21 protein-coding genes and 1 pseudogene are annotated in these 24,248 nt (G+C 71.0%); 10 read left to right on the forward strand and 12 right to left on the reverse strand.

What is annotated here, in order from left to right:
* Positions 1-25 precede the first annotated feature (25 nt).
* Genes OOK40_RS01200 through OOK40_RS01220 form a run of 5 tightly spaced genes read right to left on the reverse strand, consistent with a single transcriptional unit; the run spans position 26 to position 4,091 of the window.
* Positions 26-1,345: a cytochrome P450 gene (locus tag OOK40_RS01200; protein ID WP_266475816.1), complete on the reverse strand. Its 1,320-nt coding sequence runs from the start codon at positions 1,343-1,345 to the stop codon at positions 26-28.
* A complete protein-coding gene (locus OOK40_RS01205; protein WP_266475817.1) occupies positions 1,342-1,974 on the reverse strand; it encodes an ATP/GTP-binding protein in 633 nt (210 codons plus the stop codon). Before OOK40_RS01205 ends, OOK40_RS01200 begins: the two co-directional genes overlap by 4 nt.
* On the reverse strand, positions 1,952-2,311 hold the full coding sequence (locus tag OOK40_RS01210; protein ID WP_266475818.1) for a DUF742 domain-containing protein: 360 nt from the start codon (positions 2,309-2,311) through the stop codon (positions 1,952-1,954). Before OOK40_RS01210 ends, OOK40_RS01205 begins: the two co-directional genes overlap by 23 nt.
* Positions 2,308-2,754 (reverse strand): roadblock/LC7 domain-containing protein, encoded by a 447-nt coding sequence (locus tag OOK40_RS01215; protein WP_266475819.1) that lies wholly within the window; start codon positions 2,752-2,754, stop codon positions 2,308-2,310. Before OOK40_RS01215 ends, OOK40_RS01210 begins: the two co-directional genes overlap by 4 nt.
* Positions 2,751-4,091, reverse strand: a complete 1,341-nt coding sequence (locus OOK40_RS01220; RefSeq protein WP_266475820.1) for an ATP-binding protein — start codon at positions 4,089-4,091, stop codon at positions 2,751-2,753. The genes OOK40_RS01215 and OOK40_RS01220 overlap by 4 nt, the downstream gene beginning before the upstream one ends.
* Positions 4,092-4,368: 277 nt before the next feature.
* On the opposite strand from OOK40_RS01220, the gene OOK40_RS01225 reads away from it, so the two are divergent.
* From OOK40_RS01225 to OOK40_RS01235, 3 genes are read left to right on the forward strand one after another with little or no spacing between them, the layout of a single operon-like run.
* Complete coding sequence (locus OOK40_RS01225) at positions 4,369-5,478, forward strand: GNAT family N-acetyltransferase (protein ID WP_266475822.1); 1,110 nt, start codon at positions 4,369-4,371, stop codon at positions 5,476-5,478.
* A gap of 12 nt (positions 5,479-5,490) precedes the next feature.
* Positions 5,491-7,023, forward strand: a complete 1,533-nt coding sequence (locus OOK40_RS01230) for a glycosyltransferase family 2 protein (RefSeq protein WP_266475824.1) — start codon at positions 5,491-5,493, stop codon at positions 7,021-7,023.
* Positions 7,020-7,817: a polysaccharide deacetylase family protein gene (locus tag OOK40_RS01235; protein ID WP_266475826.1), complete on the forward strand. Its 798-nt coding sequence runs from the start codon at positions 7,020-7,022 to the stop codon at positions 7,815-7,817. Before OOK40_RS01230 ends, OOK40_RS01235 begins: the two co-directional genes overlap by 4 nt.
* 10 nt (positions 7,818-7,827) lie before the next feature.
* On the opposite strand, the gene OOK40_RS01240 is transcribed toward OOK40_RS01235, so the two are convergent.
* The 6 genes and pseudogenes from OOK40_RS01240 to OOK40_RS01265 all read right to left on the reverse strand — a co-directional run bounded on the left by OOK40_RS01240 (position 7,828) and on the right by OOK40_RS01265 (position 15,993).
* Entirely contained in the window at positions 7,828-8,835 is a 1,008-nt protein-coding gene (locus tag OOK40_RS01240; protein WP_266475828.1) for a glycoside hydrolase family 26 protein, read from the reverse strand.
* Between the two features lie 74 nt (positions 8,836-8,909).
* Positions 8,910-9,353, reverse strand: a complete 444-nt coding sequence (locus OOK40_RS01245; protein WP_266475830.1) for a hypothetical protein — start codon at positions 9,351-9,353, stop codon at positions 8,910-8,912.
* A complete protein-coding gene (locus tag OOK40_RS01250; protein ID WP_266475831.1) occupies positions 9,350-11,227 on the reverse strand; it encodes a glycosyltransferase in 1,878 nt (625 codons plus the stop codon). Before OOK40_RS01250 ends, OOK40_RS01245 begins: the two co-directional genes overlap by 4 nt.
* Before the next feature lie 18 nt (positions 11,228-11,245).
* Positions 11,246-13,471, reverse strand: a complete 2,226-nt coding sequence (locus OOK40_RS01255; RefSeq protein WP_266475832.1) for a lipopolysaccharide biosynthesis protein — start codon at positions 13,469-13,471, stop codon at positions 11,246-11,248.
* A 289-nt stretch (positions 13,472-13,760) separates the two neighbouring features.
* Positions 13,761-14,894: pseudogene (locus tag OOK40_RS01260) on the reverse strand (DegT/DnrJ/EryC1/StrS family aminotransferase); the annotation flags it as partial.
* Positions 14,895-15,078: 184 nt separating this feature from the next.
* A complete protein-coding gene (locus OOK40_RS01265) occupies positions 15,079-15,993 on the reverse strand; it encodes an RNA polymerase sigma factor SigF (protein WP_266475834.1) in 915 nt (304 codons plus the stop codon).
* A gap of 317 nt (positions 15,994-16,310) precedes the next feature.
* Here OOK40_RS01265 and OOK40_RS01270 point away from each other — a divergent pair, with 317 nt between their 5' ends.
* The 6 genes from OOK40_RS01270 (at position 16,311) to OOK40_RS01295 (ending at position 21,473) form a co-directional block, all read left to right on the forward strand.
* Entirely contained in the window at positions 16,311-16,679 is a 369-nt protein-coding gene (locus tag OOK40_RS01270) for an STAS domain-containing protein (protein WP_266475835.1), read from the forward strand.
* A 159-nt stretch (positions 16,680-16,838) separates the two neighbouring features.
* Positions 16,839-17,333 (forward strand): ATP-binding protein, encoded by a 495-nt coding sequence (locus tag OOK40_RS01275; RefSeq protein WP_266475836.1) that lies wholly within the window; start codon positions 16,839-16,841, stop codon positions 17,331-17,333.
* Between the two features lie 173 nt (positions 17,334-17,506).
* A complete protein-coding gene (locus OOK40_RS01280) occupies positions 17,507-18,172 on the forward strand; it encodes a peptidase (protein WP_266475838.1) in 666 nt (221 codons plus the stop codon).
* A 3-nt stretch (positions 18,173-18,175) separates the two neighbouring features.
* A complete protein-coding gene (locus OOK40_RS01285; protein ID WP_266475840.1) occupies positions 18,176-19,078 on the forward strand; it encodes a hypothetical protein in 903 nt (300 codons plus the stop codon).
* A gap of 2 nt (positions 19,079-19,080) precedes the next feature.
* Positions 19,081-20,133 carry a hypothetical protein gene (locus tag OOK40_RS01290; protein WP_266478717.1) on the forward strand — a complete coding sequence of 351 codons (1,053 nt, stop codon included), beginning with the start codon at positions 19,081-19,083 and terminating at the stop codon, positions 20,131-20,133.
* 14 nt (positions 20,134-20,147) lie between these two features.
* A complete protein-coding gene (locus OOK40_RS01295) occupies positions 20,148-21,473 on the forward strand; it encodes a hypothetical protein (protein WP_266478720.1) in 1,326 nt (441 codons plus the stop codon).
* A gap of 74 nt (positions 21,474-21,547) precedes the next feature.
* Here OOK40_RS01295 and OOK40_RS01300 read toward each other — a convergent pair whose 3' ends face one another.
* Complete coding sequence (locus OOK40_RS01300) at positions 21,548-23,056, reverse strand: peptide MFS transporter (RefSeq protein WP_266475841.1); 1,509 nt, start codon at positions 23,054-23,056, stop codon at positions 21,548-21,550.
* Positions 23,057-23,522: 466 nt separating this feature from the next.
* On the opposite strand from OOK40_RS01300, the gene OOK40_RS01305 reads away from it, so the two are divergent.
* Positions 23,523-24,200 carry a response regulator transcription factor gene (locus OOK40_RS01305; protein ID WP_266475842.1) on the forward strand — a complete coding sequence of 226 codons (678 nt, stop codon included), beginning with the start codon at positions 23,523-23,525 and terminating at the stop codon, positions 24,198-24,200.
* Positions 24,201-24,248 lie beyond the last annotated feature (48 nt).

Raw genomic sequence — 24,248 nt, forward strand, 5'->3', positions numbered from 1 at the left:
CTGTGCGGACTCTCGTGCGAGGTGGTCAACTGGGCTCTCCTGACTGCGAGATGGACGATGGGGCTGACGTTGCGGACGGCAGCTGAGGGTCCGTGAAACGCACCGGAAGCGCCGCGAGCCCTTTGCTCCAGGGCGACTTGACCCAGGCGAGCTCGGTCTCCGGCACGGCCAGTTCCAGATCGGGCAGCCGGTGCCGGATGGTGTCCACCGCGGTACGGGTGATCAGCCGGGCCGGGTCCTGCGCCGGGCAGGTGTGCGGGCCCGCGCCGAACGCCAGATGCGAACGGTTGCCGCTCACCGGAACCCCGTCCGCGGGCAGGATCTCCGGGTCCTGGTTGGCCCCCGCGAGGCCCAGGAGCAGCATGTCCCCGGCGCGGATCTCCTGTCCGGCGAAGGTCAGATCGCGGGTGGCGTAGCGCGCGGGGAAGTTCTGCGTGGGCGGGAAGCGCCACAGTACGAGATCGAGCGCGTCGTCCACGCTCAGATGCCCGCCCGTCAGCGAGGACCGGAACGCCGGGTCGCAGAGCAGGATCCGCAGGGTGGTGGCAATCCAGTTCACGGTGGTCTGATTCCCCGCCACGAGCATCACCACCAGGTTGTGCAGCACCTCCTCGTCGGTGAGCCGCGCCGGATGGTGCAGCAGCGCCGATGGCACGTCATTTCCCGGTGTCCGCCGCTTCTCCTCGATCAGCGCCTGCAGGATCACGCCCATCCGCTTGCCCGCGTTGACCGAGTCCGCGTTGGCGGCGGCCATGCCCGCGATCGCCTGCACCAGTTGCTGGCCGGTCCGCTCGTCCAGACCGAGCAGCCCGGTGATGACCATCATCGGAAGCTTGCGCGCGTAGTGCGGGACCAGGTCGGCCTCGCGCCGTGCGGCGAAGGACGCGATCAGCCGCTCTGCCGTGGCCCGTACGCTGCGGCGCAGCTCGTGCCCGTTGATCCTGGCCAGCGCGTCGGACACGGCGGCCCGCATACGGCGGTGCTGCTGTCCGTCGGTGTACAGCAGCGCGGGCCGCCAGCCCACGATCGGCAGGATCGGCGAGTCGGCGGGGACCCGGCCCTCGCGCAGCAGGGTCCAGCGGCGCGGGTCGTGCGAGAAGTCCTGCTCCTCACGAGTCAGCCGGAGCAGTTCGCGATGGCCGAGTACGAGCCAGGCCTCGATGCCGGGCGCGATGGTCACCGGTGCCACCGGGCCGTGTTCGCGGCGCAGTTCCTCGTACAGGGCGGGCATGGCGTCGCCGTCGAGATCGGGTCCGTAGAGCGGGGTCGCGACCGGGCAGCGGCCCCCGGGCGAGTGCGTGGGGACGGCGGGCGGGTGCGGGGGGACGGCAGGCGGCGTGCTCATGCGGACTCCGTGGCTGCGTGGATGAGATGGCTGACGAGGGCGATCAGTGCCCGTACCGAGGAGCGGGGGTCGCGCGCGTCGCAGGAGACCAGCGGGGTGCTGGGGAGCAGGTCGAGGGCTGTGCGCAGCTCCTCCTCGCGGTGCAGCGGGCTGCCCGGGAAGACGTTCACAGCCACGGCGAAGGGCAGATCGAGATCCTCCAGATTGCCCAGGGCGTCGAAGGACGCGGACAGATCGCGGGTGTCGATCAGGGCCAGCGCACCCAGCGCGCCCTTGGCCAGATCCCGCCAGGCGGGCAGGAAGCGCTGCTGGCCGGGGGTGCCGAACAGATAGAGCACCAGTTCGCCGTCGATCGTCATCCGGCCGAAGTCCAGGGCGACGGTGGTGGTCTTCTTGGACCGCTCGCCGCCGGTGTCGACGCGGGCGCCCGCCTGCGTCATCACCGCCTCGGTGGACAGCGGCCTGATCTCCGAGACCGTACCGATCAGCGTGGTCTTGCCGACCCCCAGCGGGCCGACGACCAGGATCTTCGCCGCGCCGGCGACGCTGGACGTGACGTACTTTCCCGACTGTCCCGACTCGGCGCCCGGCGCCCGGCCAAGGGCGTCAGAGGCGGCTTTCGAGGCCATGGAGGACCTTTCTGAGCATGGTCACATCGGCGCGTTCGGCCGGCGGTATGGGCGGGCGGGTCACGATCAGGCCCCACTCGAGGAGGTCGGACAGCAGCACCTGCACCACCGAGGGCGGCTGGCCCAGGTGGGCGGCCACCTCGGCGACCGACAGCAGACCCTGACAGTGCGACAGGATCGTGTGGTGTTCCGGCTGGAGGGACGCCGGGAAGGCGGCGTCCCTGGCCATCACCAGCGTCTCCCAGGACAAAGGCTCGCCGCCGGTGTCCGAGCGTCCGCCGGTGATGACATACGGACGGACCGCCGACGTGGTCCGTACCTCCGGGCGGTCCGTCATGAGGAAGGCGTCACCGGATCACGTGGCTGACTGCTCAGGTGCGCGCCGATCTTGGCGACCAGCAGCTGCATCTGCTGGGCGACCAGGCCCACATCGGCCCCCGTGTCGGTGGCCACCCCCAGATGCGCACCGACTCCGGCGTGCGTGAACAGCACAAAGCCGTGCTCGGACTCCAGCATCAGCTGGCGCACCCCCGCGCCGGCGCCGAACAGCAGCGTGGCGGTGGAGCGGCCGGTCATGGTCATCGCGGCACAGGCCGCGGAGAGCGATTCGGCCTCGGCCACGCTCAGGGAGGCGACCGCTCCCGAGAGGTTCTCGGCGGAGGCGTGCCCGAGGCGCAGCCCGTCCTCGGAGACGACGACGGCATGGCGGACGCCCGGGATCTCGGTCAGCGGGCGCAGCATCCAGCCCAGGTCGGGAAGTCTGGTAATGGTCCCGGTCACGGCCGGCCTCCATCGTGCTCGTCGGGTACGTCGGTGTCGTCCTCGTCGTTCTCCAGGGCCGCGCGTCCGCGGCGGGAGCCGGACACCACGCTGGCGATGGACGCGCGCGCGGCCTCCGGAGTCCAGGGGGAGGCGGGTTCGGGAGCCGGGGCCGGGGGCGGCGCGTGCAGGGCGCTCTGGGCCGCGGCCTCCACGGCGCTGCCGCGGCGGCTGCGGCGCCGGGGCAGCGCGCCGGGCGCGGGCACGTCGGAGGGCACGTCGGAGGCGGGTTCGGCGGCCGGGCTCCCGGCGGGCGTTGTCACCGCGGGCGCCTGGTGCAAGGCCGTGAAGTGCGACAGCGGTTCGGTCAGCAGCCGGTACGGCACGAACGTCACCGCCCGTGTGCCCCCGTACGCCGATGTGCCCGTCAACTCCACGTTGAAGCCGAGCTCCCGGCTCCACCGCCCGACACAGGCGAGCCCGAGCCGCGGCACCGCGCCCAGCCGGGCCAGGTCCAGTTCCTGCCGCAGTTGTCCGGTCGCCTGCTGGAGCACGTCCGGGGGCATGCCGAGACCCGCGTCGTCGATCTCCACGACCGCGCCCGCGCCCACCTCCCGGATCGTGACGACGACCTGGGTGCGGGAGGGGGAGAACACTGTGGCGTTCTCGAGCAGTTCGGCGATGGCGTGCATCAGGCCCTCCACCGCGGGCGGCACCACATAGAGCGTCTGCCCGCCGTGCACGTCGATGCGCCCGAACTCCACGATCCGGGACTGGGCGCCGCGTACACAGTCGTAGAGCGAGACCGGCCGGGTCTCCCGGCGGGCGGGCCAGATACCGCACATCACCAGCAGGGTCTGGGCCTTGCGGGTCATCTGCGCGGCCGCGTGGTCGGCCTTCATCACCTCGGCCATCAGCCGGGAGTCGTCGATGGACTGCTCGACATGGTCGAGCACCTGCTGCTGCACCGTGGCCATCGCGTGCATGGTGCGGGCCACCGATTCGAAGGCCGCCTGCACGGAGTCCCGCAGTGCCCGTTCGCGGCGTACCGCCTCGTCGGAGCCGAGGGCCACGACCACCGCGTCCAGTGCCCGGGCGAACTCGTGGCCGGTGTCGGCCTCGGGGGCGAGCGGTCCGGGAACGCCGTCGAGCCGCTGTCCCGTACGCATCCGTTCGGTGATGGCCGGAATCCGTACCGAGGCCAGATGCGCCACTTCGGCCCCCCGGGCGGCGGTGACGGCCTGCTCGCGGACCCGCAACGCCCGCTCGGCCCGCAGCTGCCGCAGCAGCAGGAGCGCCCAGGCGAGCAGCAGCACCGCCGCGGCCACGCAGCCACCCGCCAATATCTGCCGGCTCACCACGACAACCTCACCACGACGACCTCGACACGACGTTCTTGCAGACCACGACCACGGAGACTGAGCCCTTCCCGGACACGCCGAGCTCCCGCGGGGGATCGGGAGCAATCAGATCTTATGAGCAACAGGTCATGCCCGAACGCCAGTTGTGCAACTCTCGTCACTTTGCTGACCCCGCCCCCTTCCGGCTCCTTCACGGATCCGTCACAAGAAGGGCGACGCTCCCTATCCTGTGGAGATTTCGGCCGGTACCGTCCTGTCTCGGGGAAAAAGGCTCATGGGGCACGACTGGGGGGTCGAGTTGAGCGGTCTGCATATACGTGTCGTAAAACCGGACGAACTGGACGAGACGGAGATCGACGCCTGGCGCGCTCTGCGCACCAAGAGCGGTTCGCCCGCCAATCCGTTCATGGAGCCCGAGTTCACCCTCGCCGTCGGCCGGGTGCGGCCCGCGGCCAGGGTCGCGGTGCTGTGGGAGGACGGAGAACCGGCCGGTTTCTTCCCCTTCGAGCGCGGGCCGCTCGGCCACGGCCGGGCGATCGGCCTCGGAGTCTCCGACAGCCAGGGCGCCCTGCTGCGTTCCGGGCTGACGATCGCGTCGCGCGAGCTGCTCAGTGCCTGCGCGCTCTCGGCCTGGGAGTTCGACAATCTCGAAGCAGGTCAGGGCGTGTTCCAGCCGGACGCGGCCGAGGAGTTCGCCTCCCCGGTCATCGACGTCGGTGCGGGCTACGCCGCGTACGAACAGCTGCTGCGTGCCCAGTCGCCCAAGTTCCTCAAGACCACCCTTGCCAAGGAGCGCAGGCTGGGGCGGCAGGCGGGCGAGGTGCGGTTCGTCTTCGACGAGCGCGACCCGGGCGCGCTGCGTACGCTCATGGAGTGGAAGTCCGCGCAGTACCGCAGGACGGGCCGCAGGGACCGCTTCGCCAAGGAGTGGATCAACACCCTGGTCCGGCAGCTGCACGAGACACGCACGCCGGGCTGCTCCGGGGTGCTCTCCGTGCTGTACGTCGCGGACAGGCCGGTCGCCGCGCACTTCGGACTGCGTTCGCGCACGGTTCTGTCCTGCTGGTTCCCGGCGTACGACCCGCAGTTCGCCAAGTACTCCCCGGGTCTGATCCTGCATCTGCGGATGGCCGAGTCCGCCGCGGCCGACGGAATCGGGCTGCTCGACCTGGGGCGTGGTCCCTCGGAGTACAAGGACTCGCTGAAGACCGGTGAGCTGCGGGTCTTCGAGGGCGCGTCGACCCGGCCGGGGGCCGGGGCCGCCCTGTACTGGCTGAGCCGCGAGCCCTCGCGCCAGGCCCACAGCTTCGTACGCAACAGGCCGCGGCTCGCCGGCTACGCGCAGCGGACGCTGAAGCGGGTCGGCAGCCTGCGTGGCCACTGACGGGGGAGAGCCATGGACAGCACCGCACACAGACCGCACCTGGCAGAGCTCCAGGTCACCGAGCTCGACCTGGACGGGCCCGACGGAGCCGTCCTGAGCTTCGGCCCCGCGCTGCCCGGCGGCACGCCCGTGCGTGGCGGCACCGTCTACACCCTGGTCCGGCTGCGCGGACGGCCCGTCGCCACGGTCGTCTGCCGTATCCCGCCGGGCAAGGACCCCGCCGACGCCGTCGCCGCGACCGCACGCGCCGCACTCGCCGGCCGCGAGCCGCCCGGCCGTCCAGGTCCTGTCCGGTCGATCAGGCCGGATCAGGGAGCGGGGTCTGGTGCGTGCGATCGCAGGCCGGAGGATGGGGGTCCCCCCGCCGAAGGCAGGGGGAGAGCCGACGCGGAGCGTCGGCGACTGACGACAACGCAGCATGGGGGCACCTCCCGTGCCCGAAGGGCTACGGGGGAGTGCGTGCCAGGGCACGCGAGCCCGGCAAGATCGGCCGGACAGGACCTAGCCCCGGGCGGCCGGCGCACGCCGCGTACGAGCGTCGTCGTCGCCACCCGCGAGCGTGCCGACCAGCTGGCCCGCGCGCTCGACTCGCTGCTTGCCCAGGACCACCCCGACTTCGAGGTCGTCGTCGTCGACAACGCGCCCGCCACCGGCGCCACCCAGGATCTCGTCGAGCACAAGTACGGTGAGCGGGTCCGGTACGTACGCGAGTCGGTGCCCGGTCTCGCCATCGCCCACAACCGCGGGGTCGCGGTCGCCGACGGCACGGTCATCGCCTTCACCGACGACGACGTCGTCGCCGATCCGCACTGGCTGACGGCGCTGACCGCGCCCTTCGTCGCCGATCCGGGCCTGGGCTGTACGACCGGGCTCATCCTGCCCGCCAGGCTGCGCACGCCCGCGCAGATCCTTCTGGAGAGCCACGGCGGTTTCGCCAAGGGCTTCGAGCCGCGTGAGTACGACCCGGCCCACCCGCCCGCCGGTGAACCGCTCTTCCCGTTCACCGCGGGCAGCTTCGGCTCCGGCGCCAACATGGCCTTCCGGGCCGCCGCCCTGCGGGAGATCGGCGGCTTCGACCCCGCCACCGGCACCGGCACCCCCGCCAGGGGCGGCGACGACCTGTACGCCTTCGTGAGCGTCCTCGCCGCCGGGCACCGCCTGCGCTACACGCCCGACGCCCTGGTCTGGCACCACCACCGCGAGACCTGGCAGGACCTGCAGAACCAGGCGTACGGGTACGGCGCGGGCCTCACCGCGTATCTCACCGCCGTCCTCGCCCGCCACCCCGCCCTGTTGCCCGCCCTGCTGCGCAAGCTGCCCCGCGGCCTGGCCCACGCCCGCACCATCACCGCGCACCGCGATGCCGCGGGGGCGGCCGTGCCGGGGGATCACGGCGCGCAGGACTATCCCTGGCCGCGCCATCTCTCCCGGCTCGAACGCCGCGGCATGCTGGCGGGACCGATCGGCTACGCGAAGGCACGCCTGCGGGTCCGCGGTGTACCGCTTCCGTGGGACCAGCGGCAGAAACCACGGGTGGAGACATGACGACGCCCCCGATTCCCGTACTGCTCTATCACGCCGTGATGGACGACCCGCCCGACTGGATCGCCGAATTCACGGTCACACCACGGGACTTCCGCGCACAGCTGGACGTGATCGTGGCCAGCGGCCGCACGCCCGTCACGATCAGCGCGCTGGCCGGCCACTTCGGGGGCCGCTCACCGCTGCCGGACCGGCCCGTCGTCCTGACCTTCGACGACGGGTTCGCCGATCTGCCTGGCCCCACCGCCGACGCGCTGGCCGCCCGCGCCCTGCCCGCCACCGCGTATCTCACCACCGGCGCCGTCACACCGGGGCGGCGCAGCCTGCTGCCGCCCGCGCCGATGATGAAGCTCTCCCAGGCGCCGCTCCTGGAGCGGTACGGCATGGAGGTCGGCGCCCACACCATCACGCACCCGCAGCTGGACACGCTCCCGGCCAAGGCGCTGCGCCGTGAACTGACCGAGCCCAAGGCGGTGCTCGAGGACGTCCTCGGCCACGAGGTGGCGCATCTCGCCTATCCGCACGGCTACAACAGCCCCGCCGTCCGCAGGGCCGCCCTCCGCGCGGGCTACGCCTCCGCGGTCGCCGTCCGCCACGCGCTGAGCTCCGGGACCGACGAGAGCTACCGCATCGCCCGCCTGATCCTGCGCCGCAGCCACACGGTGGCGGACATCGAAGCGTGGATGGACGGACGGGGCGCGCCCGTCGCGCCGTTCCCCGACTCGCTGCCGACGGTAGGGTGGCGGCTCTACCGGCGCGCCCGCGCCAGGCTCAAGGGCCCGGTCTTCGCGGGCTGACGCCCCGCGTTCAGGGTCTGACCTGGTTGAAGTACGGGTCCGCGGCCGCCTTGCGCAGGCTCTTCCACGACTCGTCCCTGGCCAGCGAGAGATCACAACCGGGCCCGGGATCACGGTAGTTCCACTGGAGGGCGGCCCGCACCCCGTCCAGTTTCCTGACCACGCGCGGCACCTGCTCGTACCATTCGGCCTGCGCGGACTGCTTCGAGGGATCGTCGGCCGTGCCGAACTCCGAGAGCATCAGCGGCTTGTCGGCGGAGATGTGCTCGCGGATCCAGTCGTGCGAATCCTTCTGCGTCTGCTCGAAGGTCTGCCAGTCCGCGTTGTGGCAGCGGTAGTAGTTGTACTGGTTGTAGCCGATCCAGTCGACGTGGGCATCGCCCGGATACAGCGCGCGGAAGAGGTCGTTGTGGCCGCTGTAGCCGGTGATGATCCAGGTCCACACCACATTGGTCACACCCAGCTCGCGGAACCGGTCATGGATGTGCCGGTAGGCGGCGACGTACTCGGCGGGTGTGCCGCCGGCGGGTGTGCGGGTGTCCATCTCCAGGTCGAAGGAGAGGAAGAGCGGCTTGCCGTACGCCTTGATCCGCTTCGCCTGGACGTCGATCACGCTCTTGTCGAGCGCCCCGGCGGCGATCTGCCGCCAGCTCGGCTGCTGCGCGGGGGTGCCGTTCCACCACTTGCTCTCCCAGGACAGCAGCAGCAACCGGGTCCTGCCGACGCGTTGCTCCTGCTCGGTCAGCAGCTGTCCCTCCAGGCCGTCCAGGGACATGTCGTGGTACGCGTAGACGATGTCCAGCGTGCGGCCGATTCGCTTCTCGTAGGCGAGGACCTTCTCTTCGAGGTCGGGCTTGCCGTGCCGTACATACGCGCCGAACCAGGCGCCGCAGCGCGGCACCAGAAGCTTGGTGGCGCGGCATTCGGCGCTGTGCGCCGAGGGGGCGGAGGACCCGTCGGAAGAAGTCTGCAGGGCGAGTATGCCCACGAGCAGCAGACTCACGAGAGCCGTCGACACGGCCCACAGCCTTCGTCGGTCGTGCGGCCTGCGATGGATGCCTGGCGCCCCGAGATCGGGGCGTCTCGGAAACCTCACAGAGGTGAACCTTTCTGTGGCGGCGAGGACGCGCGCGCGGTCGGTGTCCGGCCGGGCAGCTGCGGACAGCAGGCGGCGAGCATCGTCAGCAGGGTGAGCAGCACCAGGACCCGCAGACCGCTGAACGCGTGCGCGGCCATCAGCGCCGTGGCGCAGATGACCGTCGCGCTCACGCTCAAAAAGGCCGTCAGGACGAGCTGCTCCAGGCGGTCGGAGTTCTTCTCGAAGCCGCGGTCCCAGCTCTCGACCGGGCCCACGGCCTGATGGCGTGCCAGGGCAGGGCCGCACAAGCGCAGGAAGGCGGCGCCGGGTCCGGCGAGCAGGAACACGGCTACGGGCGCGGCCCGCAGCGCAGAGGCGGCGGGCAGCGCGGTGGCGCCGATGGCGCACCAGCCGATGAACGGCGGCAGCAGCCGGATCGCGAGCGACTGGGGTCTCATGGGGTCCTCCCCGCAGAGCTGTCGATGCTGTCGGTGCGCTTCAGTTCGTAGACGACACCCGCGCTGTTGCGGCCGACCTGCTCGAAGAGCGGCGAGGCCGCGAGGGACTTCTCGATGCTCGCCAGCTGGTCGCCGGTGAGCATGCCGTTCATCTCGGAGTTGGCGATCTGGCCCTGGGTGAGCAGGAAGTACGCCCGTCCGGGCGGCTCCACCGACGCCATGTCGCGGGCGAGCCTGTCGGCCGGGTTCTTCAGGATCTCCTCGACGTGGCTCTTCGCGTCGTCGAGGAACCAGTAATGCTGCACATTCCAGTACGAAGCGTACGCGAGCGGGTAGTTGCGATGGGCGGCAACGACAAGAGAGCCCTCGGGCGCCCGGTCGAGGACCTGCCGGACCAGCGCGACCTCCTGCGGCGGGAAGTAACTGAGCCGGTCCTTGCCCGAGTAGCTCGGCACGAACGCCGCCGTGAGCGCGAGCAGCGCGATGCCCGGCAGCACCGCGCGCATCCCCGTCACGGACCGCGGCGACCCGTGCCCGCCGGGCTCGGCGGCCAGCGGCCGTACGTCGGGCAGCAGAGCCGCGGCCGCGAAGAAGCACGCGCCGGGCAGCATGAACAGCAGCACCCGGAAGATCATTTCGCTGCCGTAGTCATTGGCGACCAGCATCAGCAGCGGGACCGCGCCGATCAGCAGCAGCGGCCTGGCGCGGTGGCGCAGCACCCGGCGGCGCAGCACGCCGGTCAGCGCGAGCAGCAGTACGCAGGCCGAGAGCAGCCGGGAGACCCAGGAGACGATCACCGGGCCGGTCCCGGTCGGCGTCGAGCCGTACCCCGTCTCCAGGTTGTGGCCCACATCGCCGAAGGAGCTCACCATCTCGGGCACCGCGTCGCGCAGGAACGGCAGCGAGGCGGTGAGATTCCAGGCCAGGAACACCAGCAGCAGCGTCACGAGCAGCGTCCAGTCCCGGTAGCGCCGGGTCAGGCACAGCGCGGCCAGGGCCGCCACCAGCATCACCGGAGTGAGCTGGTGGGAGATGACGATGGCGGTGATCAGCGGGATCAGCAGGACGGTCCACACCGCCTGCCGGGACCTGCGGCCGGGCCCGGGCCGCTGTCCGCGGCGCAGCACGATCGCGATCACGCCGAGATACAGGGCGAGGGCCAGTGACTGTGGCGAGAAGTAGTCCTGCCCCACCCAGTTGGCGACGTAGAACAGCCAGACCGCGGTCCAGATCAGCCGCCGGTCCTGGGTGAAGGTGCGGTAGATCAGCAGCAGCGGCGCGAGCAGCAGCAGGCTGGAGACCAGCGGCCACCAGGCCATGTACATCGCGGCGTTCTCGACGCCGGTGAGCCGCACCAGCGCGGCCTGCGCGGCGAAGAAGCCGGGCCACTGGTCGTACACCGCCATGTCACCGAGCCGGTCCCCGCGTTGCAGGCCGCCGGCGGTGAGCAGATGCTCGATCACGGCGTCGTGCTTCCACGCCCAGGAGTACAGCGGCGTCGGATAGACGAGTGCCTGGGTGGCACGCTCCATCACGATCAGGCCCACGGTGTACGCCAGCGGCCATCCCCCGGCGCGCAGCGGATCCCGTACGCACACCCAGAAGCCGGCGGTCAGCAGCGCCAGCGCGATCCAGAAGGCGACGGGCAGCGCCCCGACGAGACCGAACTCGCCGAGCCGCGAGGTGTCGGTGCGCACCACGGCGTACGCCCACAGAGCCGGCGCGGCCGCGAGCGGTGCGGCCAGTCCCAGCGGCACCGCCCAGCGTGTGTGGTCGCCCGCGGGCAGGTCGGCGAGATCCATCGCGGGATCGCTCTGGGCGCGCTGATCGGAGGCGGCCACAGGTCTCCCGGCTTCGGTTGCTGGCTGGTGCACGCTTGTCCCCCCGGTGGTTCAGTTCCGTTTCGGCGCCGAACGCGCCGCGCGTATCCAGACGAGTGCGAGTGCCGCGCAGGTCAGAAGCAGCAGGAGCGGCAGCGCGAGGGGCGCGAAAGGTCTCTGCAGCGCCCAGCCGCACACCGCGAGCAGCCACAGTGCTCCCCACTGCGCCGCCACCGGCAGCCTGATCGCCCGCGCAATGGCCAACACCGCGACCAGACAGAGCAGTTGGCAGCATGTCGGCAGCCAGCGCAGCAGCGGTTCGGGGCCGGACAGACCGGCCGCCGACGCGAGGAAGCCGGCCAGTGTCTCGTACCACGCGCCGTCCACCGGCTCCGGTTCCCAGCCGAGCACCGCGGGCGCGCTGTGCAGGGCGGCGAACGTGACCAGCAGCCCGGCGCCGAGCAGCGCGGGGCGTGGCCGCAGCAGCGAGATCGCGGCACTGTGGACGACGATGAGCAGCACACCCGCGGTGAGGGTGACCGGCGGCAGCGCCCTGAGCAGCTGGGTGCCGGAGAGCTGGTCCATGGTGATGTCCGGGGCGCGGAAGAGCGGGGCCCAGAACAGCACGGCCGCGAGCCCGAGCATCAGCCAGAGCGCGAGAGCCAGCCGCCGCTCGCCCGCGTCGGGCACCTGCGCGGTCTGCGGGAGCCCGGACTGCCGCGCCCTCCCGTTGCCGGCCGGATCGGTGACGTAGACGGGGAAACCGAAAGCGGGCGTGGCCGTGTCGTCGTGCGCACCGCGCAGATAGGCGGTCTGCCGCGCCCAGTCCGACCCGTGCTCGCGGGCGTACTCGGCCACCGCCTCCGCACGGCGCTCGGCGGCCCGGCGCGCCCACGTCGTGCCGTACACCTCCTCCTCGACGCGACCGCGCCGCACCAGCCGGGCGAACCAGGCGGGCCGGGGCTCGCGGCCCGACAGCGCGGCGCGCAGCCCGGGCGCGGACACCGCGGCCATCAGCGTCATCGACAGCAGCACCGCCCAGCCCGCACCGGCGATCCCGGTCACCCCGAGCAGCACGGCCGCACTGCCCAGCACCAGCGCGCACATCGTGCCCTGGAGCGCTGCGAGCATGCCCGTACGCCCCTGGACGCGCAGCACCCCGATGTAGAGCTCGACCACAACGCGCGGCAGCGAGGCGGCGGCCAGCAGCCGCAGCACCGTCGTGCCGTGCTCGGCGTAGGCGTCACCGAACGGGGCGAGGATCTGCGGGGCGAAGGCGACCAGGAACAGCACGACGGGCACCAGCAGCACGGCCATCCTGCGCAGTGCTCCGCGCACCCCCGCGGCCAGCGTCTCCGGGCTGTGGGAGGCGTGGGCGGTCAGGGAGGAGGCCATGTTGATGGCCATGAACTCCATCGTTCCGCCGACGGTGTACGCGATGTAGAAGAAGCCGTTGATCGCGGCGTCGAAGCGGACGGCGACCATCACCGGCAGCAGATTGATCATCGCCAGCGAGAACAGCGAGCCGACCGAGTCACCCGCGAGGAAGCGCCCGATCTCGCGCAGCGCGGGCGGCTCGCGGTCGCGGTCGGCCGCGGCCTGCCGGGGGATGAGGCGGCGGAAGATCAGCCAGCCGAGCGGCAGCACGGACAGGGCGATCGCCGCGGCCCAGGAGACGAAGATGCCCAGCACGGGCAGGGCGGTGGCGAAGACGGCGAGCAGCAGCAGCTTGCCGATGGAGAAGACCGCGTTGCCGACGGGCACCCACACGGCCTTGCGCAGCCCGGTCAGCACCCCGTCCTGCAGCGTCAGCAGCGCCCAGGCGATGCAGGAGGCGATGAACAGCAGCCCGGGACCGACGCCGCCGAGCGGCGCGTACGAGGGGCCCCACAGGTCGAGCGTGAAGAGGAAGCCGACGGAGGCGAGGAACACCACCAGGGAGCTGGCGGCGTACGCCCGCCACACCAGCGGCCCGGTGGCCCGTCCGGCCCGCGGCACGTACCGCACCACCGCGCCGATCATGGTGGTGGCGGTGATGGAGGCCAGCAGCCGCATCGCGGCGATGGCGGCGGAGCCCTCGCCGACCGCGTCCTTGGTGTAGTAGCGGGCGGCGACCAGCCAGAAACCGAGGCCCAGGGCGGCGGAGACGCCGGTGGAGAGCATGAGGGCGTAGGCATTGCGGAACATCGAGTCGCCGCTGGGCCGCTCGGTGTCCCCGGCGCCGGCGTCCGGCTCGGTGCCGGGTGGTGGCGCGGCGTAGGAGGCGTCCGGCCGACGCAGCCGGGTCGTATCAGCCACGGTCCCGGTCCCGCGGGCCGGTGGCCGGGTCCCTGTCGCTGCCGCCCCGCCCGCGCGGGTCCGCGCCGGGGTCCCTGCGGTCGGCGGGCGGGGTGAGCGAGCCCGCGGGCCGGTCTGTGTCGTCGTTGGCCTTCCCGGGCGGGTCTGCGCCCGGGTCTCCACGGTCGCTGTGCGGGCGGTGCGGGCCCGCGGGCCGGTCGTTGTCGCTGTCGGGCGGGGTGGCCCGGCCTGCGGCTGCGCCGGTGGCGGTACCGGCCGTACCGGCTTCTCGCCCGGCGCCGAAGACCGCCGGGAGCTCGGCCGGCCGGGCGCCCAGTTCGGTGAGGACCGATATCGCCGCCTCGGCCCGGAGCGGGTCGACGGGCAGCGCGTGCCGGGCGAACCAGGCGGCCGCTTCCGGCGCGGGCGACGGATCGGTGAAGACGTCACCCGCGTACGCGTCCAGCGGCGGATCGTAGAGATAGCCGGTGGTGATCCGGCGCCGGGCGAGCGCGGCGATCGCGGCGTCGCGGTCCTGCACCAGCAGCGGCACCCGGAACAGCGGCAGCGCGGGTCCCGGCCGGGGCAGGGCCCACTCGGTGGCCGAGAGCAGCCGCGTACCGGCGCGGTGGCCGGCCAGCCGGCTGTCGAGGCGGGTCAGCAGCCGCTCGGTGCGCCGCAGCCGCAGCCTGCCCGGTCTCAGGCGGTAGTCGTGCATGTCCACCCGTATCCACGAGTGGAAGTGCTCCAGGGCCGCGGGCGCCGCCGACATCGCCTGCTTCAGCTCGCCGGGCCGCAGCTCCATCCGGATGTCCTCGCGCTCCTCGAGACCGAGCAGCCGCAGAGTGGCGCGGGCCGCCCCCACCAGCCGCAGTCCCCGCACACGGGCCTCGGCGTACGGGCGCAGGCCGTAGGCGAGCTCGGCGGCGAGCCGCTTCGGCTGCAGGAGTTCGTCCCTGGCCCGCTCCAGTGTTGCCCGCAGCGCCGGGTCGGCGACAGTGAGGAATCCGCCCGTCTTGGCCCCGGTGTGCTTGGAGAGGCTGAAGACGGACGCCTCGCCGAAGCTCCCCACCGGCTGCCCGGCCACCTCGCTGCCGATCGCGTGCGCGGCATCCTCGATGAGCGGGATCCCCAACGCGTCGCAGCGGGCGCGCAGTTCGGGAGCCGGATCGGGATTTCCGTACAGATTGGTGGTGAGCACGGCGGAAACGCCGCGCCACACGGACCCGGGCACGGCCGCCAGGTCGAGGGAACCGTCCTCGGCCCTCAGCGGCGCCTGGACGGGACGCAGTCCCGCGGCCAGCACCACGAAGAAGATGACGTCGTCGTTGACCGGAGACATGAGAACCCGCCCGCCGGGCGGGCACCAGTGGCGCAGCGCCACATACAGCCCTAGACGGCATGACGGCACATACAGACATTCCCTGCCCAGGCGCTGTCGCATCAGCTCTTCCAGTGCTGCGAACGCCGCCGGGCAGCCCTCCCCTGAGGCCATGTTGTCCCCCCACTCACCCCGCGCTCAATGTGGACCAATCGGGACTGCCCCGTCAATAACGGGGAAGGGCCCATTCCCTCATGGAATGGACCCTTCCGACAGCCTGTGCGGCGCGTCCCCGCGGTGCGTGCGGCTATTCCTCCAGCGTCAGGGCGTCCCTGAGCCTGACCAGAGTGCGCGACAGCAGCCGGGACACGTGCATCTGTGAGATGCCGAGCTCCTCACCGATCTCCGACTGCGTCATGTTCGCGACGAAGCGCAGGGAGAGGATTTTGCGGTCCCGGGGCGGAAGGCTTGCGATCAGCGGCTTCAGCGACTCGACGTACTCGATGCCTTCGAGACCGTGGTCCTCGTAGCCGATGCGGTCGGCCAGCGCGCCCTCGCTGTCGTCCTCCTCGGGCTGGGCGTCGAGGGAGCTCGCGGTGTACGCGTTGCTCGCCGCCATGCCCTCGACGACCTGGTCGTTGCTGAGGCCCAGCCGCTGGGCCAGCTCGTCCACGGTGGGTGCGCGGTCGAGCCGCTGGGAGAGTTCGTCGCCCGCTTTGGCGAGGTCGAGGCGCAGCTCCTGAAGGCGGCGCGGTACCCGCACCGACCACGAGGTGTCGCGGAAGAAGCGCTTGATCTCACCGACGATGGTCGGCATCGCGAAGGTCGGGAACTCCACGCCCCGGCTGAGCTCGAAGCGGTCGATCGCCTTGATCAGGCCGATCGTGCCGACCTGGATGATGTCCTCCATGGGCTCGCTGCGGGTGCGGAAGCGGGAGGCGGCGAACTTCACGAGCGCCAGGTTGAGTTCGACGAGCGTGTTGCGCACATACGCGTGCTCGTGGGTGCCCTCTTCGAGGGAGTCGAGCCGTCCGAAGAGCGTCTTGGACAGGGCTCGCGCGTCCAGCGCTCCCATCTCGTCGTACGGCGGGATCTCCGGGAGTGCCTCGACGAGTTCGAGGCCGTCGGGGCTCGCGGACGGGGGGGTGCCGGGGGCGGGCAGTGCCGACGGCGCGGTGGGGGTGCGCGTTTCGTCGAGCCGGGGTGACATGGTCTCCTCCATCGTTCTCGGCATATGGCTGCCGATGCCAATACATGCGCTGCGGTGAGCGGCGCCTCCAAAGCCGGTCGTGGTTGTTTGTGTCCCTACTAGCCCTACCCGCTCCGGGTGGACCGGTGCAAGTGTCATATGCGCCATATGCCCGTTTTGATGGGGAGTTCGGCTGGCCCCCCGGCGTACGGAAGGCGTAATGTTCGTCGGACGTCAGCGCCGTCATCGGCGGCGCTGTGCGCGCAGAGCGGCACGGTGGACGATCCGGCGCACCATCGGTGTATACGCAGTGATGACGCAGCGAACGACACGGCGAAGAGGGACGGGCAATGGACCGCGGGACGGTCGGCAGCGCGAACCGGGGCCGGCTTCAGGTCGAGGTTCGGACCGAGGGCCACAGCGAGGTTGTGAAACCGGCGGGTGAGTTGGATCACCACACCGCCGATCTGCTCCGCGCGCCCTTGGAGGAAGCACTCGCTCAGGGCCGTGCGCGCCTTGTCATCGACTGCTCACAGCTCGAATTCTGCGATTCCACCGGACTCAATGTGCTGCTCGGTGCCAGGCTGAAGGCGGAAGCGGCCGGGGGAGGGGTCCATTTGGCCGGGATGCTGCCCGTAGTGGCGAGGGTTTTCGAGATCACCGGGGCGGAGGCGGTCTTCACCTTGCACGACTCGCTGGAAGAGGCCCTCTCCGACTGACGGCCCACCTTCCTGTAGTCCGCGTCACGCGCACCGCGCAGGCGTCGTGGGTGTTGTCACGATCCGGCAGGGCAGGAGAACCCTGCAGAACGTTGATGGCCCAGCACTCTGAGTACTGAAGTAGATGGCGAACCGGTGAATCGGTGAGGTGAAGCGCTGATGAGCACCACCCGGCAGCAACCGCCGGGCGACCTCGGTCCCGAGCCGAACGGCGCCGGCGCCGCCGACTCCTCCGGGGTGTCCGGCACCAGGGTGCGCAGGCTTGCCCTGGGCAGCGCGAGCGGCATCGTGCCGCTCGCGCGCGACTTCACGCGCCAGGCGCTCTACGACTGGGGCTGGCTGCCCGCCGCCTCGGCCGACCGCCGGGCGGCCGCCGAGGATGTGCTGCTCGTCGTCTCCGAACTGGTCACCAACGCCTGCCTGCACGCGGAGGGCCCGGAGGAACTGCGGGTCGGCTGCGACGGCAAGGTGCTGCGCCTCGAGGTCACGGACCGCGGCACCGGCCAGCCCGCGCCGCGCACCCCGCACCGGGCGGGCCGGCCCGGCGGGCACGGCATGTTCATCGTCCAACGGCTCTGTCTGGACTGGGGAGTTGTCCGGGTCCCCGGCGCCCCGGGCAAGACGGTCTGGGCAGACCTCGCCGCTCCGTCGTAGCCGCTCGGGGTGGTGTACGACAGGTTTTGAAACTCTTGTGGAGCACGTCAATAGGGCGTGCTCTTTGTCTTCCCTCCCCAAGGTCCCAGGCGTACCTTGAGCGCCCGATCTGATGTGTCGTCAGTAACTTCGGCGACACTCGGCGGTAACTTCCGGCATGAGGGGAACTCGAGGTGTCGTACCAGAAGCGGACAGCTCTCTCGCTGGCAGCAGCGGTGGCGGGCTCGGTGGTGCTGATGGCCGCCCCCGCCGCCCATGCCAGTGTCCAGGACGTCGACTACCAGTGTCAGACGCCGATCGGGCCGAAAGGCGCGGTCTCGCCGATCGACATCAAGGCCGTCAAGAGCGGCAGCGGCTACCAGCTGACCATGACCTTCCAGAAGGGTGTCTCCTCCAGCCCGGTGGAGCTCGGCAAGGGCGCGATGAAGCCGAGTGCCCTCATCAAGCTGGGCGGGGCCGACGAGGGCACGGTCGCGGTGTCCGGGCCGCCGAACGCGGCCGCGATCCCCGCCAACACCCCCATCAAAATCAGTGACTTGTCGGGCACGTACACGCCCAAGAAGAGTGGCAAGGTCACCTTCACCGCCGGGGTGCTGACCATCAAGGCCCTTGGTACGACGACGACCTGCACGCCCAAGAACAATCCGAAGCCCTCCCTCGAACTGGACGTCGCCGCGGCGACCGGCTCCCAGTCCGCGCCCTCCGGCGGCGGCGAACTGCCGAGGACCGGCCCGCTCGACTCGGCCCTCGCGCTCGGCACGCTCGGCGGCACCGTGCTGCTGTCCGGGGCTGCCGGAGTGCTCTGGCTGACCAGGCGCGGTCAGCGGACCGCGAGCTGACCCGTGCTGCCGCGCCTCGCCGTCACCCTTGCCGCGCTGCTGTGCGCGCTGTGCGCCCCCGTGGCGCGGGCGGCGGACGCGGCATGGACGGTGCGGCCGGGCGGCGACCGGCCGTACGTCTATCTGGAGGGCGTGCCCGGAACGGTGCTGGAGGACACGCTGTCCGTGACCAACCCGGGCACGAAGCCGCTCACTGTACGGCTGCGCCCGGCCGACGCGTACAACACGGAGACCGGGGCGCTCGCTGTACGCGGTGCGCGAATGTCCCACGCTGAGGGCACCTGGATCACGCTCGCCTCCGAGAGCGTGAGAGTTCCGCCGCGCACGCGCGCACAGATCCCCTTCTCGGTCACGGTCCCCCCGGGCGCGCTCCCCGGCGACCACCCCGGCGCGATCGTGGCGGCCTCCGGCGGGCGGGAGGCGGGCGTACGGATCCATCTGCGCGTCAGCGGCCCGACCCTGGCCGCCTTCACGGTCGAGCAGGTGAGCGTCTCCGGCGGCGTGATCCACTACAGCCTCGTCAACCGCGGCAACACCGCCCTGACCCCGCGTGTGACGATCCGCGCGGACGGCCTCTTCGGCGAGGTGCTGCGCCGCGCGCCGCGCACGCTCCCGGTGGAACTCCTCCCCGCCCAGCGCGTCACCCTCACCGAGAAATGGCCCGATCATCCGTCCCTGGACTCGGTGACGGTCCATGTCGAGTCGACGGCGCCCGGCGACGCCCGGGCGAAGGGGTCGGCGTCGGCGACGTTCGTGCCCTGGGCGACGGTGGCGGGTTCCGCAGCGGGGCTGCTCGCGGCGGCGGGCGGCACGGTGTGGTTCCTGCGCCGCCGACGCCCTGCGGACCCTGAGCCGGCCCCTGAACAGAACGGCAGCGAACGGCACTTGGCGAGGTCAGGAGCATGAGGATGTACGAAGTCGACGTGCCGCGTCGCGAAGCCGGTCCCGCGCAGACCTTCGCCGTCCTGCTCGCCCTGCTCCCGTTCCTGCTGTTCCCCCTGGCACCCCGCGCCGCCGCGGCCGACGCGCAACCCGAGGTCAAGCTCTCCCGGCAACAGGCGGGCGCGGGCGGGGACATCACCGTCAGCGGCAGCGGATGGCGGCCGAACACCCTGCTGATGATGCTCATCTGCGGGCAGGCCGCGCCCGGTAAAGGCGTCATCGGCGGCACCAACGCCTGCGCCAACGCCGACGGCCGCGCCGTCACCACCGACACCAAGGGCGCCTTCAGCAAGAAGATGCCGGTCGCCGAGCCGCCCAAACCCTGCCCCTGCGTGGTGCACGTGGCGACGGTCACCGGTGAACAGGCCCTCGTGGACGCCCCGTTCGTCGTCGCGGGCCACCCCACCGCCCCGCTGCCCGGGCCCACCGGCGGCGGAAGGCTCGCCGTGCTCGCCGCCACCCGGCTCGAAGGCGACTCCGGCATCCTCGTCTTCTTCGGAGCCCCGCCGTCCCGCCGGCTCGAATTCACCGTCGGCAACCTGGGTTCCGAGCCGGTGAAGGACCCCGTCTTCCAGATCGGCACCGCGCACGGCGTCTTCGCCCCGCAATGGGAGGAGCAGCAGTGGCGCGGCACCATCGCGCCCGGCCAGAAGGTACTGGTCAAGCTGCCCGTCCAGCTCTCCGCCGGAGCGCACGGCGACTACCAGATCTCGGTCAAGTACGGCACGAAGGTGCTCGCCGAACAGCCGTGGGGCGTGGGCCGTCCCTGGGGCGTGACGATCTTCTGGATCCTGCTCGCCGTGGTCGTGCCCGCCGCCGTCTTCCGTATCGGCATGGCGGTCGTCGACCGCGTCCGCCCCCGCGCCCACAGCAATGGCCGCCACCGCACCGTACGGCTGCGCCGCAGGCCACCGGACCCCGGGCCGAGGAGCACCACGACCACCACGGCGGCTCTGCCGTGGTTCACACCTGACTCCGCACCGTCAGACAACCGGTCCACGACGAAGGGACATTCGTGAGCACGCAACGGAGGATGAGCGCGGCCGGGGTCGCGCTGATGCTCGGCGGCGCGGGGATCCTGCTGGCCGCAAGCCCCGCCCAGGCAGCCGAGGTCGCCTACAAGACGGAGTGCATCCCACCACCCATCTCGGGGCTGCCACCCGTGCAGGGCACGACGAAGGTGCAGATAACCGCGCCCGCCGAGGCGAAGGTCGGCGACGAGGTCGAAGTGGTGTGGAAGTTCGTCGAGGCGGCCTCGAAGAACCCCGACATCCTCGACCTGGAGAAGGACACGGTGAAGCCGACGGGCACGCTGAAGGCGGCCGGGGCGCAGACCGTGAACATCGCGATGGAGGGGCCGCGTTCGAACCCGCCGATCCCCAAGAACAGCCCGATGAAGCTGTCCGACATGAAGGGCAAGATCAAGCTGACCACGGCGGGCGAGGTCACGCTGACGCCGGACGCGTACAACATCAACGTCTCCAAGCCGATGTCGACCGACACCAAGTGCACGCCGAAGGAGACGGTCAAGGCGGCGGCGACGATCAAGGTGACGGACGGCGGGGGCGGTACGACGGGCGGCACGACGAGCGGCGGGTCGACCTCGGGCGGAACCACGTCGGGCGGCACCACGAACGGCGGCTCGACTACCGGCGGTTCGACCTCAGGTGGATCCACCTCCGGCGGGGGCGGCGGCCAGACCGACTTCCCCGGCAAGGAAGTCACCGTCGCCTTCGCGTGCAAGTCGCCGGGACCGGCGAGCATCAACTCCAAGGTGACCATCAACGCCAAGAAGAACGGCGGCAGTTACGACCTGGTCGTCAAGACGGCCAAGGGCGTCATGAACAGCCCGGCGGCGCTCCCCGCGGGCGCACTCAAGCCCTCCATGGCGGTCCTTCTCGGCGGAGCCGACAAGGGCACCGTCCCGGTCACCGGCCCCGCCAACCCCGACCCCCTGGAACAGGGCAAACCGGTCGACCTGCCCGACATGACCGGCACCTACAAGCCGGGCGCCAACGGCAAGTCCACACTCAGCCCCGGCACCCTGACGATCGACGTCACCCTGGGCGGCCAGAAGATCAGCATCCCGTGCACGGTCAAGGGCACGGCGGAGGCCTCCCTCGAACTCGACACGTCGGCCCAGGCGGGCGGCGCGTCGGGCAGCTCCAGCAACGGCAGCGGCAGCTCGGGTGGGGGCGCATCGAGCGGCGGCACGAGCACGAGCGGCGGCCTGGCCCAGACGGGCTCCGACAACGACGGCGCCCTGCGCGCCCTGGCCCTGGTCGCGGGCACGGTGATCCTGCTGGGCGGCGCGGTCTTCACGTTCACCCCGTGGCACAGGCTGCGCGGTACGCGATAGACCGGCTCGGCACGGCGAAGGGCCGCCGCACCGAACCCGGTGCGGCGGCCCCTGCTCTACGCGTACGAGCTACGTCAGTGGACGTCGCCCATCAGCGTCTTGACCTTCTTGCGGTACATGAAGATCGCAATACCGGCCGCGACGGCGAGCAGCGCCTGCATGGCGATGATCGAGGTCCCGTTGAGGTCGACGCCCGCGAGGGAGAGCAGACCAGTGGTGCAGTCACCTGCGGTGACGGCGAGGAACCACACACCCATCATCTGGCTGGCGTACTTCTGCGGCGCCATCTTCGTCGTGACCGAGAGGCCGACCGGGGACAGGCACAGCTCGGCGATGGTCTGGATCATGTAGATCGAGACCAGCCACATCGGGCTCACCTTGCCGTCTGCGGCCATACCCATCGGCACGATGAAGACGAAGAACGAGGCGCCCACGACGACCAGGCCCATCGCGAACTTCACGATGGTGCTGGGCTCCTGGTTCCTACGGGCCAGCCACAGCCACAGCCAGGCGAAGACCGGGGCCAGCGCCATGACGAACAGCGGATTCAGCGACTGGTACCAGGTGGCCGAGAAGTCGAAGCCGAACAAGGTGCCCGCTGTCTTGCTGTCCGCGAACAGCGACAGGGTGGAGCCACCCTGGTCGTAGATCATCCAGAAGACCGCGGCCGCGACGAAGAACCAGATGTAGCCGCTCATCTTCGACTGCTCGGCGGTGCTGAGGTCCTTGTCGCGCTTGATGCGGACCAGCACGGCAATCGGGATGATCAGGCCCGCCAGGGTCAGCGGGACGAGGGCCCAGTTCAGCGTGTACGCACCCAGGGCGACAACAGCGCCGTAGAAGACGGCGATGACGGCGACGACGGCGACGACCTTGGTGAGAACAGCCCTGCGCTCATCGGCGGACAGCGGGTTGGGGACGACGCTGCTCTTCTCGCTCAGGTGGCGCGTACCGATCAGCAGTTGGGCCAGGCCCAGCGCCATGCCTACGGCGGCGAGGGCGAATCCGAGGTGCCAGTTGTACTCCTTGCCGACCGTGCCGATGATCAGCGGGGCGGCAAAGGCGCCGAGGTTGATGCCCATGTAGAAGATCGTGAAGCCACCGTCACGGCGCGGGTCGTCCGGGCCGTCGTAGAGGTGACCCACCATCGTGGAGATGTTGGCCTTCAGCAGACCGGAGCCGACGGCGACGAGCACGAGACCGGCGAAGAACATCGCCTGGCCGGGGACGGCCAGCGACAGGTGGCCCGCCATGATCACGAAGCCGGCGACGGTGACGGTCTTGCGAGCGCCCCATACGCGGTCACCGAACCAACCGCCCGGCATGGCCATCAGGTAGACCATCGAGACGTAGACGGAGTAGATCGCCGTGGCCGTGGCCCCGGTCATCGCGAGGCCGCCGCCCTGGCTGCCGGTTGCCGCGTCGGCACCACCGGAGACCAGGTAGTACACGAGAAGGGCGCGCATGCCGTAGTAGGAGAAGCGCTCCCACATCTCGGTCATGAAGAGTGTGGCCAGGCCGCGGGGGTGGCCGATGAAGGTCTTCTCGGAGACAACCGAGTCCTTCGTCAGGCTGGACGCCATGGATCGATCCTTGCTAGCTCGGGACGCGGCGCTTCGTGAGCGGTACGCGCCCGGTGGGGGGCGGCCGGCACCGGCAAGGGAGGTGTCCCACCCCACGCCTTGGGGGCTCACTCCGCGGAAGGCGAAGACGGGGGACAGTCCGCACCGGGATCCACGCCCCGCGCGCTGTGTCGCGCTCGGGGCCCGGCCCACAGGTCATTCACTGTCTCGAGGCCGGCAACCCAACCTCGCGCAGCAAAGAGACCCTTGACCGGTCTGGCAGGCCAAAGGTCCCGTGTCGTGCTACAGGCGTCATGCCACCTTACGACACGACACGGCAGCATATGGAAGGACTTGAGAGATGGATCACAGGCATACCTGGAACCGGGGGCCCTGAATCGAAGGTCGTCATCATGATTGCATCCTTAACCCGCAGGTCTTGCCGATCACGCAACGACGCGTACGTCACGCGGACTACCATCACCCCATGACCCGTGTACTGCTCGCCGAGGACGACGCTTCCATCTCGGAGCCGCTGGCCCGCGCCCTGCGCCGGGAGGGTTACGAGGTCGAGGTCCGCGAGGACGGTCCGACGGCGCTGGACGCCGGACTGGCAGGCGGTGTCGACCTCGTCGTGCTCGACCTGGGGCTGCCCGGCATGGACGGCCTGGAGGTCGCGAGACGACTGCGCGCCGAGGGCCACACGGTGCCGATCCTGGTGCTGACGGCCCGTGCGGACGAGGTCGACACCGTGGTCGGCCTGGACGCCGGCGCCGACGACTACGTCACCAAGCCGTTCCGCCTCGCCGAACTGCTCGCCCGAGTCCGGGCCCTGCTGCGCCGCGGCGCCTCTGAACCCTCTCCCGCGCCGTCGACGCACGGCGTGCGGATCGACGTCGAGTCGCACCGCGCCTGGATGGGCGACGAGGAACTGCAGCTCACGGCGAAGGAGTTCGACCTGCTGCGCGTCCTGGTCCGGGACGCGGGCCGGGTGGTCACGCGCGACCAGCTGATGCGCGAGGTCTGGGACACGACGTGGTGGTCCTCGACGAAGACGCTGGACATGCACATCTCCTGGCTGCGCAAGAAACTGGGCGACGACGCGGCGAACCCGAGGTACATCGCGACGGTGCGGGGTGTGGGTTTCCGCTTCGAAAAGAGCTGAGCCCCCCGGGACGGCCCCCCGCGCTCACACCGTTCCGGTGGGGAGTGA

It is taken from the genome of Streptomyces sp. NBC_01481, assembly GCF_026339995.1.
Taxonomy (GTDB): domain Bacteria; phylum Actinomycetota; class Actinomycetes; order Streptomycetales; family Streptomycetaceae; genus Streptomyces.